We start from the raw sequence: 13,090 nt of genomic DNA, 5'->3' as shown, positions 1-13,090 counted from the left end.
TTCTACTCCGTTCGACTTGCATGTGTTAAGCAGACCGCCAGCGTTCATCCTGAGCCAGGATCAAACTCTCCGTGTTGTTGAGTTCTTTTAAGGCTCGTCAAGTTCTTTCCACTCAGCACAAAGGCTGGTTTTTTTCCCTTGACTTTTTTCTCGTTGTTTGCGATATTGAGTTCAGCTCTCGCCTTGACTCTCTATCTTAATTTTTTTGACGAGGTTAATAGTGCTTTAAGCTTTCAAACTATTCTTTTTTCTAGGTTCAGTTTTTTGCCTTTAGTTCGCGGTTCAGTGAACCGCTTCTCTTCTGGCGCTTTATTAATGTATCAACTCTCCCTAGAGTTGTCAAGCGTTTTGCCAAAATATTTTAAAGTTTTTTTTTAACCTATACACACCAAGGGTTTGGGCTAGGAAGCACCGCGGCGGCCTCCGCTGGCTGACTCCTCTTTAGGGCAAGAGGCTGCTTCTTGACCCCCAAATACGGTTTTTGGCCGGAGTCTCTCGCCCGATTCGGTAGAATATTTGCACATCATATATATGTTCTCTATAGAGATGGTCTTCTATATAGTGGAGATGATCTATATATGTGTTCGATCGCCCGCTCATGAAAAAACCTGCCCCTGGCCCTAGTGCCTTGTTCGTTACCTGCGCTTCACTACTGATGGCTTGCACTCAGACGAACACTCCCCAGACATCGACTACAGTATCTCCAGGTACTTCGCCATCTCCGGCAACTCCGCCACAGAGTTCGGCTGCGGGGAACTCTACCGCTATTCCCGTTGGGGTTGGGGTGGCGCAAACTAGCAATGTGGCTTTGCTGGGTCAGGAACAGGTGGCTGGGGCGAAAATTGCTGAGAAGTATTTCAACGATAAGGGCGGTGTGGATGGGACGCCGATTAAACTGGTGTTCCAAGATACGGGTGGAGATGAACAAGGGGCGATCAATGCCTTCAATACTCTGATCAATCAGGATAAGGTGGTGGGTATTGTGGGCCCAACTCTCTCGCAGCAGGCTTTTAGTGCCGATCCGATCGCCGATCGCGCAAAAATTCCCGTACTCGGACCATCCAACACCGCTAAAGGCATTCCCCAGATTGGCGATTATGTGGCCAGAGTCTCCGCGCCTGTCGCCGTGGTAGCACCTAATGCAGTTAAAGCGGCCCTGAAGCAAAATCCCAATATTAAGAAAGTAGCCGTGTTTTTTGCTCAGAATGATGCTTTTAGCAAATCTGAGACTGAAACTTTTCAGAAAACGGTTAAAGATATGGGACTGGAATTGGCAACAGTCCAAAAATTCTTGACTACTGATACAGATTTCCAATCTCAAGCCACTAATGCGATCAATGTCAAGCCCGATTTGATAATTATTTCTGGGTTGGCCGCAGATGGAGGCAATTTAATTAAGCAGTTGCGGGAGTTGGGCTACAAAGGCGTTATCATTGGGGGCAACGGTCTGAATACTTCCAATGTATTTTCGGTTTGCAAGGCTCTTTGCGAGGGGGTTTTAATTGCCCAAGCATACAGCCCGGAATATCAGAATGAGATTAATAAGGCTTTTCGTGATGCTTATCGCGCTCAGTTTAAGAAAGAACCGCCTCAGTTTAGCGCTCAGGCTTTTACTGGCGTACAAGTTTTTGTTGAGTCATTAAAGGCAATTAATGCTCAATCTAAGGTTAGCCAAAAGCCTTTGGCAGAATTGCGTACAAATTTGAATCAGCAGTTGTTGAGTGGAAAGTACGATACGCCTCTGGGGGAAATTTCTTTTACGCCGGAAGGTGAAATCAATCAGAAAGAGTTTTATGTGGCACAGATAAAAATGGATGCTGATGGAAATAACGGTAAATTTGAGTTTTTGAAATGAAGTCAGGCACGAGACGGATTTTGGCACGGATACACGGATGAGTTATTGAGTGTGACTCTGAAGTCACCTCCCCTGCCCCCCCAAGGGGGGAAGTCAGAAGTCAGAGTAAAAATTGTATGTTTTTTGTTGTTGAATGATTTCGGTGTGAGGCTCAATTCTTAACTGGTGATGGACTTAACTCTGTTTCTGCAACAATTTTTGAATGGTTTGTCGATCGGCAGCGTGTATGCTATTTTTGCCCTGGGATACACCCTAGTGTTTTCTATTCTCGGAATTATTAATTTTGCTCACGGTGCAGTGTTTACTTTGGGTGCTTATTTCACTTATGCGCTCATGGGCGGTGCTTTTGGTTTTAACGGGTTGTTGGCTAATGCGAGAATTCCCGTGCAGTTTCCTTTTGCTGTGGCGCTAATTTTGGGCAGTACGGTGGCTGGTTTGGTGGGAGTAATTGTTGAAAGAGTTGCTTTTTTGCCTTTGCGCCGCAGAAACTCAGATCCTCTGCTAACGGTGGTTTCTAGTTTGGGGGCGGCGGTGGCGATCGCCAATATCATCCAGTATCTTGTCGGTGCAGAAATTTACACTTTTCCTGCTAATACTTACGGCTATTTACCTGCTGCAATTAACTTTGGTACGGCAGATAAACAAATTCCTATTCGCACTGTTCAAATAGTGATTTTTGGCGTAGCTATTGCGATTGTTAGTCTTCTAACTTACTTAATAAATTTCACTAAATTTGGCAAAGCAATGCAGGCGGTAGCTGAAGATGCTACTACTTCTAGTCTGTTGGGTATTGATACTGACAGATATATTGTTTTGACGTTTTTTGTGAGCAGTTTTCTGGCTGGTTTGGCGGGTAGTTTGGTGGGTTCTAGTGTTAGTATTGCTGGGCCGTATTTTGGGATTGCTTTTGGCTTGAAGGGTTTAGCGGTGATTGTGCTGGGTGGGTTGGGGAGTATTCCTGGGGCTGTTTTGGGTGGGTTTATAATTGGTTTGGTGGAGGCTTTTGTGCCTGGTGATTTTTCGGCTTATAAGGATGCTGTTGCTTTTGGCATATTGTTTATGATGCTATTGGTGAGACCGCAGGGTTTGTTTGGACGGCGCTTGATTCAGAAGGTGTAAGTTCGTTGCCCGGTTGATAATTCGGTGATTGAAATCAAATCGCTTAAGAGTCAAACTTTCGTCCCAGGAGAGGGGGACTGAAAAATAGAAGCGTTTGAGTCAAATGGTGTAAGAGGATTCGGATATTGAAATCGCTTATTGTCAAACTCTCGTCCCAGTAGAGGGGAACTAAGAAATAAACAAAGTTATGACTGCATTTTTTACTACTTATGGGTTTCTGATTGTCTCGATGTTGCTGGGTGCAATGTTGGGAATGTCGCTATATTTGCCTTTAATGACTGGACAGTTGTCTCTGGCTAGCCCTGGTTTTTATGCTTTGGGTGGGTATATTGCGGCGATTTTATCTACGACGGTTTTTCAACAGACAGGGGGTTTATTTCCGCTGCCACTGCTGTTATTGGAGATGATAATTGCAGGGATTGTTTCGGGGTTGCTGGGGATTTTGGTGGGAATTCCCGCGCTGCGGTTGAGTGGGATTTATTTGGCGATCGCAACTATTGCTTTTGTGGAAATTTTGCGGGTTTTATCGCTGAATTTAGATATCACTGGCGGGGCTGTGGGGATTTTTGGGATTCCGCAACCGTTTGGGACGCCGATCGAGTATTTGTGGATTGTACTACCTTTACTGTTGGTGAGTATGGCGATTGTCTATCGGCTGGAACGGATTCGGGTGGGGCGGGCTTTTGCGGCGATTCGGGCTGATGAGTTGGCGGCGGATGCGATCGGCATTAACCCAACTTTTTATAAGGTTTTGGCTTTTACGTTAGGTGCTGTTTTAGCTGGGGTTGTGGGTGCTGTTAGTGCCCATTTTCTGAATACTTGGAACGCGCGTCAAGGTACTTTTGATGCTAGTATTATTTACTTGACTTCTGTGTTGATTGGTGGTAGCAGAACGTTTCTGGGAGCAGTTTTGGGTGGGATGGTGTTTACTGCTTTACCGGAGGTTTTGAGGGGAATGGCGACTATTCAGGGATTGCCGGTTTGGTTGGCACAATTTCTGCGGGATGGACGGTTAATTATTTTTGGGGTGCTGATTGTTTTGGGGACGATATTTTTTCCGCAAGGTTTGGTGACGCCGGAGTTGTTGAAGAGGTGGAGGAAGGGCGATCGTACTTCTGTTTAAAATTAGATTTTTGGTAAAGAAAGGTGCGATCGCATCCCCACTCCTTATTGATCGCCTATCCATAAAAAAAGTAAGGGGCGATCGCATCCACACTTTTGATCGATCGCCTATCTATAAAACCGTGTCTCACAGATCGCTTATGATAAATGTATTCTTGTATGTCTGGGAGTTTAAACTATGTCTCTCGCTGAGTTAATTCCTTTGGTGGACAGTCTGAGCCAGTCAGACAAATTATCACTCTTCAAACTCCTAGCTGTGCAAATCCCAAAGGCTGAACTACAAGTTATCTTTTCTGCATCAGAGTATCCGGTTTGGTCGCCTTACGACGCAACGGAAGCTGCAAACATTCTTCTTTCGAGAATTTGATGTTTGTTTTCAGAGATCGCGATGCACGATCGAGATTATCCGCTTCTAATCAGCGTCGATGTCGATCGGGAAAAAAGAGAGGGGCGATCGCCGATCGATAGCTTAGAGGTGTAAACAAATGGTTTCAAAGCTTGTGTGGAGTTTTACAATGCTCCACACAACCTGCAAGATTCGCGATCTGCACTGCTTATTAGCGTCCAATCGCCTTCTTGATTCGTTCTTCAAGAATGCGATGGATGTAAGCATCTTTTGCAAGGTCTTGATGGCTAACCCGTACCTGCTTTGTTCCTTTTCTACCTTTACGGAAAGGTGTGGGAGCTTTAAATCCAGGGCAGGTTACTTCATCCCAACGACATTCTGTTGTCACTGGGGAGAAATCTGCATTTCGAGCGATGTTCTGTGAATCTTGATCGCATGTGCGTGCATTACATGGAATTGACCCGTTAACTTTAAAGTCATTCGGGAATGGTAGATTCTCCTGCCATCTGTTGAAGAAATAATCTACATTGCTCGGAACAGGGAGAGCTATGAGAGGAGCACGAAAGCCTCCTGTTCTAACAGGATCAATAACTCCAACAAATTGAATGCGACGATTGATGCGAGGAAGAAGCTTTAGAACTGAATCTCCACCAAAGCTATGCCCAATCAAAATTAGAGGACGACTTTTATCAAGTTTGTTGTTAATGAAATTGGCTCCCTCCTGCAAAAATCGCGCATCACTACTGGTATCGCCGCTTTTTCCACCTTGATCAAAGTTGCTGTAGGGAACGCTTCTGATCTCAGCGTTTATTGATGGCAGCCTATCTGCAATGCCCCATGCACAGCAGTTCCCATAGCCATTGACGAGCACAATATATGGGCGTGATGATTGAGCAGTGGCTGAGTTAATGAATGACTCTGCTCCAATCAATGAGGCACATACTGAGGCACATACTACTGCACCGATCCCGGTCAATACTTGACTCAACTTCATGTGTTACCTACTACTTAACTATTAATTGTCCCGCAGTTGCAGTACAATACTCTTCTTGCTCGGCTTATCCCGCACATCTGCGGTTTAACTCCGAACAGTCCGAACACCTTCTGCTCTGCCTTAACCCAATCAAAACCCAAGCCCGATCGCCCTGTCAGTCGGATTGAGTCGGAACTTTCCAGAAAAATTTGCCCAAATGTCACAAAGATCGGATAATATCGGAAAAACCTCCCTATCTGACCGATCGATAGACATTAGAAGCCTGAAAACTGGTAGATGAAATTTTGTTCACGAATACAGCTGATCGCCCAAAACCTATAAGATAATTTGGAAGTGCGATCACAACTCGCAACCTAGTAAAGCACCATCGGTCGCTATTGGAGATTGGGATTAGATGTACACTCCTTTCTTCCAGCGAAGCTGATTTTTATCCTTTTCCACATGATAGACCGATCGCACAAAACTGCAAAGCGAAAAAAGACGGAAAAAGACGGGCATTTCTAAAATCGCAATGCAAGGCGGAAAAAGACGGATAAAGGCGGATAAAGTCGGGTATACTAACTATAGTTCTCCGACCCCCTACTGATGGACACTGCCCATATCTTGCAATTTGTAGATAAAGTGCTCAGCGCGAAGACAGGCCAACATCTCAATGACTTGCAGCGCGGAATTATCGAGGGAATACTGAAGCGACAAAAGTATTCTGATATTGCAGATACTTACGGTTGTACGGCGGGTCATGCTAAGGATGTAGGTTACAAGCTTTTACATATGTTATCTGATGCTTTTGATGAACCAGTTGATAAAGGTAATCTGGAATCTGTTCTAGAACGGCAATTAAATCTGAATATAAATTTTGGCGATCGCACTACTAATTTTGGTAATAGCAATACAATTAACTATATCAATGGTTGCTCAGAACTACCCACTCCTACTCCCGATAAAAGTCGGTCTGAGACTCCCGACTACCAGGATGGCACGAATCAAGTTAAAATTGAAATGGTTGGTAAATTACGACAGTTGGGATTGAAGGATGAGCAAATTGCAGGGGTGCTAGGGCTGACCTTGGAGGTGGTGAAGCAGATAGATTGATAATAGCTTTTAGTTGTTTAAAACACACATCCTCAGTCAGGAGGTAGAAGTTTTATGTTTGCAGTTGTCACGCCAGAAAAAATTCATTTGCCCCCAGGAACACTTATAAAATTCCCCGGAAACTGGCAGGATTACCAAGCACTTGTAGAACAATTGGGCGATCGTCAGATTCCACGCATCAAATATCGACCAGGAGAGATTTTGTTAATGTCCCCTTTACCAGTACACGGAAAACAATCTCATATTATTGCAATGGTGGCAATGGTTTTCCTAGATTACTTGGGGCGAGATTATGAAGCGTTTACACCAATTACGATGGATTGGCCGGAGGTAAGAGGAATTGAACCAGATTATTGTTTTTATATCGATAGTTGTGCGACAATAATTGGTAAAGATCGGATTGCTTGGGGTGTTGAACCGCCGCCCGATCTAGTAATCGAAGTAGACGTAACTAGCTACACGGATTTAGATGATTACTTGCCTTATCAAGTGCCGGAAGTGTGGCTGTTTAAGAAAAATAAGCTCAGAATTTACGACTTGCAAAACAATCGATATGTAGAAAGTTCAGTTAGCCGTTATTTTCCCAATTTTAATGTATCAGAAATTGTGGAGGAATGCTGGCAAATGTCGCGCGATCGCCCTACAAGTACAGTCATTCGGGAGTTGCGGCAAAAAATTGAAAGGGAAAACGGTTGAATCATATCGTGTTCGGTGAATTGACCATAATTCCTGTAGGGGCAGGTTCACCAACAATAATCGCCTAAAACCCACAATTATCATAAACCTGCCCCCGCCCAACGATTACAAACAACTTTGAGTGCAGGTAATTAAACAAACATGGTATTCTGCCAAATCTTAATAGTTTTGTCACTGCTGCCGCTAGCCATAAACTCTCCTTCCGTGCTAAAATTAACGGAATAAACCGAGTTAGTATGACCACTAATATTAAAAATTTCTTGACCGTCTTTAACTCGCCAAATCTTGATAGTTTGATTGCTGCTGCTAGCCAGAATCTCGCCATCGGGACTAAACGCGATCGAATCAACATACCAAGAATGTCCTGTGATAGTTAAAACTTCTTGCCAATCTTTGACCCACCAAATTTTAATAGTATTGTCATGGCTGCCGCTAGCAAAAAACTCTCCATTCGGACTGAAAGCTATGCAGCGAACGGAGTCTGTATGACCTGTAAGTGTGCGAATTAGCTTCCCATCTGTGACTCGCCAGATTTTGACTGTTTTGTCCCAACTGCTGCTAGCAAGAGTTTCTCCATCAGGGCTAAAAGCAACACAATAAACTAAGCTGATGTGACCCGCAAGCGTGCGAATTTCTTGCCCGTCTTTGACTCGCCAAATCTTGATTGTTTGATCCCAACTGCTGCTAGCAATTATTTCGCCATCGGGACTGAAAGCTGCGCCGTAAACTGAGTTAATGTGACCGCTCAGAGTACGCATTTCTTGCCCGTCTTTCATCCGCCAAAGTTTGACAGTTTTGTCGTGGCTGCTGCTGGCTAGCATCTGTCCGTCCGGGCTGAAAGCTACTGTATAAACTGAGTTAGTATGACCTGTAAGAGTCACTATTTCTTGCCCCTCTTCCACTCGCCACAGCTTGATTGTTTTGTCATCGCTGCCGCTGGCTACAACTTCTCCGTTGGGGCTGAAAGCAACAGAGTAAATTAAATTTTTGTGACCTGTTAGCGTGTGAAGACATTGCCAGTTATAGGTTTGCTGTTGGGGGTGGGCGGGAGTTTTTCCGGGTTTAACTAACTTGAAATTTGTTTGAGGAATTGCTAGATCGATCGCCACTTGGGGATTAATTTCTTTTAATACTTCAACAGCCGTTTGATAGCGGCGGTTGGTAGCATTTTCAATCATTTGGTCTAAAATTTTCCCGAGTTGTTCACTCACCGGGTTGTTGGCTAAATACTGCCGCCATATCCAGGCATCTTCACCAGGATCGAAGAGGTCAAAAGGGGAAACTTGAGTTAGCAAATACAAACAAGTTACGCCTAAACTGTACAAATCGCTGGTAAAAAATGCTTTGCCTCTAGCTTGTTCGGGGGCGATGTATTCGGGGCTGCCGATGCTGGTTCCTGTTTTGAGTAATGCTGTACCTGTGGCAATTTTTGCGGCGCCAAAGTCTACTAAAACTAATTGTTTGTCGGCGCGGCGGATGATGTTCCCGGGTTTGATGTCTCGGTGAATAACGTTGTGGGAATGGATGAAGTGAAGGACGGGTAATAAACTATTGAGTAATTCTTGAATTTGATTTTCTGTAAATGTGCCTTCTGTTTCTACAATTTGTGCTAAATTTTGCCCGTCGATAAATTCTTGGACTACATATTGTCTGCTGTCTTGGATGGAATAGGCTAATAGTTCTGGAATTTGAGGGTGTTTGCCCAATTCGTCTAATCGCATTGCTTCTTGTTCAAAAAGTTCGGCTGCTTTTTTGCTGTTGCGATTGCTTGCTGATGGGATGAGTTGGATTTCTGGGGGTAAAAATTGTTTGATGACGCAGCGAGGTTTTGAGGGTTTGTCTTCGTCAACGGCGAGGAATGTTCTACCAAAACCGCCTTGTCCGATCGCCTTTATAGCCCGGTAGCGATCGCGCAGCAGCAGTTTTGAACGGCAATGTTTGCATAATTTGACTGCGGGGGGATTTTGCGGTTTGGAACAGTTAGGATTCAGACAGTAACTCATTCGATTTTAGATTTCGGATTTTTGATTTTTGATTTTAACTTTTTGAATATTTCCACAGCGCAGTAGATATTATACCTCATTAGCTTTTTAGGAAGGGGCTAGAAGCCCATTCCACAAGAAATTCACTCTTTGTGGAACGGGCTTCTAGCCCGTTAAGCGAGAATGGTGATCTGGGCGTGAGTTCCGGGGTACCTTACTATATATGCCAGTTGCGTCAGTTCTGTTTTAGAAATTCCACATAACGGGGTTATCGTCTAAATGATCGGTGACTGTTCGCCCGATCACGTCAATTTCTTTTAATTCCTCTTCACTCAATTTTACCTCAGCAGCTTTAGCATTTTCGGCTGCTTGTTCCCCGTCGCGCGCGCCGACAATTGCATTTGTTTGTGGCTGGGAAATCAACCAAGCTAAAGCTAAGTTGCCCAAGCTTATCTGGTGGCGATCGGCAATTGGCCTGAGTTGATTTAATGCTGTTTGCACTCGATCGTAATTTTCTTTGATGAACAGCTTATTTTTGGCGCGGTGGTCGCCTTCTTCAAACTTGTGTTCTGGCCCGAATTTACCTGTCAATATTCCTTGAGCTAGAGATGAATAGGCAATGATGGAGATATGATTGTCCACACAATAGGACATAGCATCTTTTTCTACCCAGCGCCAAAACAGAGAATAGGGCGGTTGCAAGCTGTCGATGCGTCCGTATTGGGCGGCTTCTTCTATTTGGGCGCGGGAAAAGTTGGAAACGCCGATCGCCCGAATTTTTCCCTGTTCTTTTAACTTATTCAGGGCGTCCATTGTTTCTGCAATTGGCACTAACTCGGAATTCCAACTGCCAGCGGGCCAGTGGATTTGGTAAAGGTCGATATAATCGGTGTTGAGGTTTTTTAGCGATCGCTCGCACGCTTCGATTAACAAATCGGGTTTCAGGTGGTTGGCGAAAACTTTGCTAGCATAAACTACTTGCCATCGCACATCTGAAAGTGCTTGACCGATAATTTGTTCCGAATGCCCTTCTCCGTAAACCTCAGCCGTATCAAAGGTGGTAATACCTGCCTCAAAAGCCGCGCGCATTGCTTTGACAGTTTCAGCATCCTCAATTCCCACCCACATCCGCTTCCCAGCTTGCCAAGTCCCCATAATTATCGGGGTAATCTGAATTTGTGATGTTCCCAATTGTCGCTTTTGCATACCCTAAGTCCTCATTTATATTTTTAGTATTCACCCTCAAGCTCTCTAATCTTAACAGAAAAAAGTTGGGTAGTCATGCACAGTAATGATATCGTTTTTTTATGCAAAAATTATAGTGAGGTACAAAGTTAAAAATTGCCCCAATATGGTTTGACAGTTTTTTTGAGAAAGACAAGGTTTTACCAACCAAACGAGAAATTCACGGGCGTAAAGTATTATTAAGTGTTTCACTATAAGTGGTTTTCCCCGATTTTTTACCTACAGGTCGATGTCTTTTAAAAGGTAGCAGTTCTGAATAATATTCCCAAAAATCAGTATAACAAACAGCACATTGTCTCTAGACCAATACGGTTCAGTTAATGTTTTTTTGTCCGAAGAGAGCTTTGCGCGATACATAAGCCCTTCGGGCAGGAGTCGCCAACGCAGGATCTGTTTTTCACAGGGTTTTGTCTCCATGAGTGTCTTATGTGAACTCTATTGACCTATGGACATTTTATTGGCAAAATACAACCTTTTGCTAGCAATCCCTCAATCCATTCTACCCTCGTCCCAAACTACCTTGTAAAGCAATAATTTAATTCTGTAAAATCAGTTTTGCATCTTGTGTTGCTTGAGAATTTTAGCGGGACTGATAAATGAAATGCCCTGAGAAGAAGAGGTACTAATCATGACAGCTTCAATGACAGGCTCATAAACCGTTTTTTCTGCAACCCACTCCACAATAAAGTTTGCACCTGAGCCTCCACTTGTATCATCTGCTGCAATAAAAAAGTCTGTGGAAGCAAGGGGCTTGAGTTCTACTGGACTCTTAATGTCGTGCCTAATCAATTTCCCATCACTATCGTAGTAACGCACCGAAGTAATAATAATCGAATTTGTCAGATCCGTATTGCGGATACTGAGCGTGGCTGACAAATTCATGATCTGATCCTGGCTATTGTAGTGATAAATATGTGAGTAAATAGGGACATATACGGTTTGTCCCATCACAACTTTTGTTTTATCTAACGGGACTGCTTTCAGTGAAATTTCACGTTTTATATCGGGTTGTTGTCTTTGTGAGGTAGTTTGGTCCCAACAAGAGCTCAGGACGATCGCGGCGATCGCCAAACCAACCCAGAAATCATGTTTCAGCTTCATCGGCATTCATCCAAATACACCACATATAGCCTTTCTCAGTAACATGAGGTGCTCTCGCGGGTATAGGGCATAGGGCATAGGGCATAGGGCATAGGGCATCAGTTGCGAGCGGTGTGTACCTCATTTTATTGAGAACCGCTATACATTACAGTTACGTCTAAAACAGAGTGCACTTTCTCTCTCGTTTGAGGCGGCTTAGTGATAAGGTTTGAGCGGCAGTTCAACCTGGAACGTTGAGCCCAGGCCCACTGCACTTGTCACCTGTATTTGTCCGCTGTGTGCCTTGACAATTTGTTGGACGATCGCTAAACCCAGCCCAAAGCCTCCGCTATCCTGCGATCGCTCGGTGTCTACTCGATAGAAGCGATCGAAAATATAGGGTAAGTCCGCTTCTGGAATACCGATTCCCGTATCGATGATCTGAATGACTGCCAAATTGGAATGAAGAACTAGACGTATCTTTACAGTTCCGCCAACGGGAGTATATTTACAGGCGTTGTAAAGCAAGTTTTCGACTACTTGCCGTAGCAAATCAGGATCAGCCAATAATTCAATCCGTTGTTCCGGTGATTCGCAGGTTAGTTTGATATTTTGGGCTTTTGCAAGTGCGAGAAACTGGGTTGCTAAATTGCTGAGGAGCTCGTTGAGATTGATTAACCTGAGCGATTCCGGCGCAAGTCGCCCCTGATGACGAGCCAACAGCAGTAAATTATTCACCAGCGTTCCCATTGATTTTGCGCTATCTACAATGTTTTCTAAGGGAGGATGGTAACGTGAATCATCACCCGCCATGAGCAACCCAAGCTGGGCATTAGTGAGAATGGCAGACAGGGGCGATCGTAACTCGTGAGAGGCATCGGCTGTAAAGCGCTGAAGCTGCTGATAGGCTTGCCGAATCGGTTGCATGGCCAGCCCGCTGAGAAACCAACCTGTGAGGGCAATTAAGCCCAGTGTCAGCGGGACAGCGAGAGTTAGCACAATCTGAAGCTCAGTGAGCCTGTTTTGAGTTTCTGTCAGGGGAGTTGCAACCTGAAGATAACCGAGTACCCCTGTTCTACCTTCAACGGGTAATGTCACCTGACGCAGCCAGATTCCTTTTCCCAAAAGTGGATCGGTCGATCGAACTGTGAGATAATCAAAAGGCGTATTTAACCGATCGGGAGGAGAATTCCCAAAAAAACGAACTAGCCGCCCTTGTGCGTTATACCAGCGCACGTAAATCAGATCTTCAGCAAGGGGATGCGAACCACTGCCTAACAAGGAAACATGACTCAGATCGACCTGGTTCGGGTTTTGGCGAACTTCATAATGCACGCTGGCAGCCATGACTCTAGTTTTGTCATACAGCAGTCGATCGAGCGCCTCTAGTTTATCTTTTACCTCAATCTGATAAATCGCCCCAGCAAACAGCACGAGAATGCTTCCCATTGAGAGGGTGAACCAACGAGCCAGATTGCGACGGTTAAACTAAGCGATTCCCTCACGGGAACCACTCGTCTTCAGAACCGGACGTGACACTTTCGCGTCATCCGGCTCCT

Annotated in this window: 11 protein-coding genes, 1 rRNA gene and 1 pseudogene; 6 read left to right on the top strand and 7 right to left on the bottom strand. The window is 44.6% G+C overall.

Annotation, left to right across the window (positions count from 1 at the left end):
- A 16S ribosomal RNA gene (locus QT990_RS34070) occupies nucleotides 1–76 on the bottom strand; the annotation flags it as partial.
- 522 nt (nucleotides 77–598) lie between these two features.
- Between QT990_RS34070 and QT990_RS34065 the strand changes: the two genes are divergently transcribed.
- The 4 genes from QT990_RS34065 (at nucleotide 599) to QT990_RS34050 (ending at nucleotide 4,463) form a co-directional block, all read left to right on the top strand.
- Nucleotides 599–1,855 (top strand): ABC transporter substrate-binding protein, encoded by a 1,257-nt coding sequence (locus tag QT990_RS34065; RefSeq protein ID WP_333301167.1) that lies wholly within the window; start codon nucleotides 599–601, stop codon nucleotides 1,853–1,855.
- A 168-nt stretch (nucleotides 1,856–2,023) separates the two neighbouring features.
- Entirely contained in the window at nucleotides 2,024–2,974 is a 951-nt protein-coding gene (locus tag QT990_RS34060) for a branched-chain amino acid ABC transporter permease (protein WP_333147500.1), read from the top strand.
- A gap of 187 nt (nucleotides 2,975–3,161) precedes the next feature.
- Nucleotides 3,162–4,097, top strand: coding sequence for a branched-chain amino acid ABC transporter permease (locus QT990_RS34055; RefSeq protein ID WP_333147501.1), 936 nt, complete (start codon nucleotides 3,162–3,164; stop codon nucleotides 4,095–4,097).
- A 177-nt stretch (nucleotides 4,098–4,274) separates the two neighbouring features.
- Entirely contained in the window at nucleotides 4,275–4,463 is a 189-nt protein-coding gene (locus tag QT990_RS34050) for a hypothetical protein (RefSeq protein WP_333147502.1), read from the top strand.
- Between the two features lie 190 nt (nucleotides 4,464–4,653).
- Here the strand turns inward: QT990_RS34050 and QT990_RS34045 are convergent, their stop codons facing one another.
- Nucleotides 4,654–5,436 (bottom strand): alpha/beta hydrolase, encoded by a 783-nt coding sequence (locus QT990_RS34045; protein ID WP_333147504.1) that lies wholly within the window; start codon nucleotides 5,434–5,436, stop codon nucleotides 4,654–4,656.
- 585 nt (nucleotides 5,437–6,021) lie between these two features.
- Between QT990_RS34045 and QT990_RS34040 the strand changes: the two genes are divergently transcribed.
- Together QT990_RS34040 and QT990_RS34035 are read left to right on the top strand one after the other, a co-directional pair.
- On the top strand, nucleotides 6,022–6,528 hold the full coding sequence (locus tag QT990_RS34040; protein ID WP_333147505.1) for a hypothetical protein: 507 nt from the start codon (nucleotides 6,022–6,024) through the stop codon (nucleotides 6,526–6,528).
- Between the two features lie 54 nt (nucleotides 6,529–6,582).
- Nucleotides 6,583–7,224, top strand: coding sequence for a Uma2 family endonuclease (locus QT990_RS34035; protein ID WP_333147507.1), 642 nt, complete (start codon nucleotides 6,583–6,585; stop codon nucleotides 7,222–7,224).
- Between the two features lie 131 nt (nucleotides 7,225–7,355).
- Here QT990_RS34035 and QT990_RS34030 read toward each other — a convergent pair whose 3' ends face one another.
- The 5 genes and pseudogenes from QT990_RS34030 to QT990_RS34010 form a co-directional block, all read right to left on the bottom strand.
- Nucleotides 7,356–9,227: a serine/threonine-protein kinase gene (locus QT990_RS34030; protein ID WP_333147509.1), complete on the bottom strand. Its 1,872-nt coding sequence runs from the start codon at nucleotides 9,225–9,227 to the stop codon at nucleotides 7,356–7,358.
- A gap of 225 nt (nucleotides 9,228–9,452) precedes the next feature.
- A complete protein-coding gene (locus QT990_RS34025; protein WP_333147511.1) occupies nucleotides 9,453–10,412 on the bottom strand; it encodes an aldo/keto reductase in 960 nt (319 codons plus the stop codon).
- 73 nt (nucleotides 10,413–10,485) lie between these two features.
- Nucleotides 10,486–10,749 (bottom strand): annotated as a pseudogene (locus QT990_RS34020) (IS1 family transposase); the annotation flags it as partial.
- 251 nt (nucleotides 10,750–11,000) lie between these two features.
- Nucleotides 11,001–11,552: a DUF3124 domain-containing protein gene (locus QT990_RS34015; protein ID WP_333147514.1), complete on the bottom strand. Its 552-nt coding sequence runs from the start codon at nucleotides 11,550–11,552 to the stop codon at nucleotides 11,001–11,003.
- Between the two features lie 195 nt (nucleotides 11,553–11,747).
- The gene (locus tag QT990_RS34010) at nucleotides 11,748–12,980 is read right to left on the bottom strand and encodes a HAMP domain-containing sensor histidine kinase (RefSeq protein ID WP_333466321.1); all 1,233 of its coding nucleotides are present in this window, start codon (nucleotides 12,978–12,980) and stop codon (nucleotides 11,748–11,750) included.
- Nucleotides 12,981–13,090: the final 110 nt, after the last annotated feature.

This window comes from Microcoleus sp. T3_B1, from assembly GCF_036700445.1.
Classification (GTDB): Bacteria; Cyanobacteriota; Cyanobacteriia; order Cyanobacteriales; family Microcoleaceae; genus Microcoleus.
Note: the sequence above shows the minus strand (reverse complement) of the source record. Positions and strands in the feature narration are given on the sequence as shown.

Bases quoted from the DNA above. Each gene is read 5' to 3' on its own strand.
- QT990_RS34065 (WP_333301167.1), top strand. From the start codon at position 599: ATGAAAAAACCTGCCCCTGGCCCTAGTGCCTTGTTCGTTACCTGCGCT.
- QT990_RS34060 (WP_333147500.1), top strand. From the start codon at position 2,024: ATGGACTTAACTCTGTTTCTGCAACAATTTTTGAATGGTTTGTCGATC.
- QT990_RS34055 (WP_333147501.1), top strand. From the start codon at position 3,162: ATGACTGCATTTTTTACTACTTATGGGTTTCTGATTGTCTCGATGTTG.
- QT990_RS34050 (WP_333147502.1), top strand. From the start codon at position 4,275: ATGTCTCTCGCTGAGTTAATTCCTTTGGTGGACAGTCTGAGCCAGTCA.
- QT990_RS34045 (WP_333147504.1), bottom strand. From the start codon at position 5,436: ATGAAGTTGAGTCAAGTATTGACCGGGATCGGTGCAGTAGTATGTGCC.
- QT990_RS34040 (WP_333147505.1), top strand. From the start codon at position 6,022: ATGGACACTGCCCATATCTTGCAATTTGTAGATAAAGTGCTCAGCGCG.
- QT990_RS34035 (WP_333147507.1), top strand. From the start codon at position 6,583: ATGTTTGCAGTTGTCACGCCAGAAAAAATTCATTTGCCCCCAGGAACA.
- QT990_RS34030 (WP_333147509.1), bottom strand. From the start codon at position 9,227: ATGAGTTACTGTCTGAATCCTAACTGTTCCAAACCGCAAAATCCCCCC.
- QT990_RS34025 (WP_333147511.1), bottom strand. From the start codon at position 10,412: ATGCAAAAGCGACAATTGGGAACATCACAAATTCAGATTACCCCGATA.
- QT990_RS34015 (WP_333147514.1), bottom strand. From the start codon at position 11,552: ATGAAGCTGAAACATGATTTCTGGGTTGGTTTGGCGATCGCCGCGATC.
- QT990_RS34010 (WP_333466321.1), bottom strand. From the start codon at position 12,980: ATGGGAAGCATTCTCGTGCTGTTTGCTGGGGCGATTTATCAGATTGAG.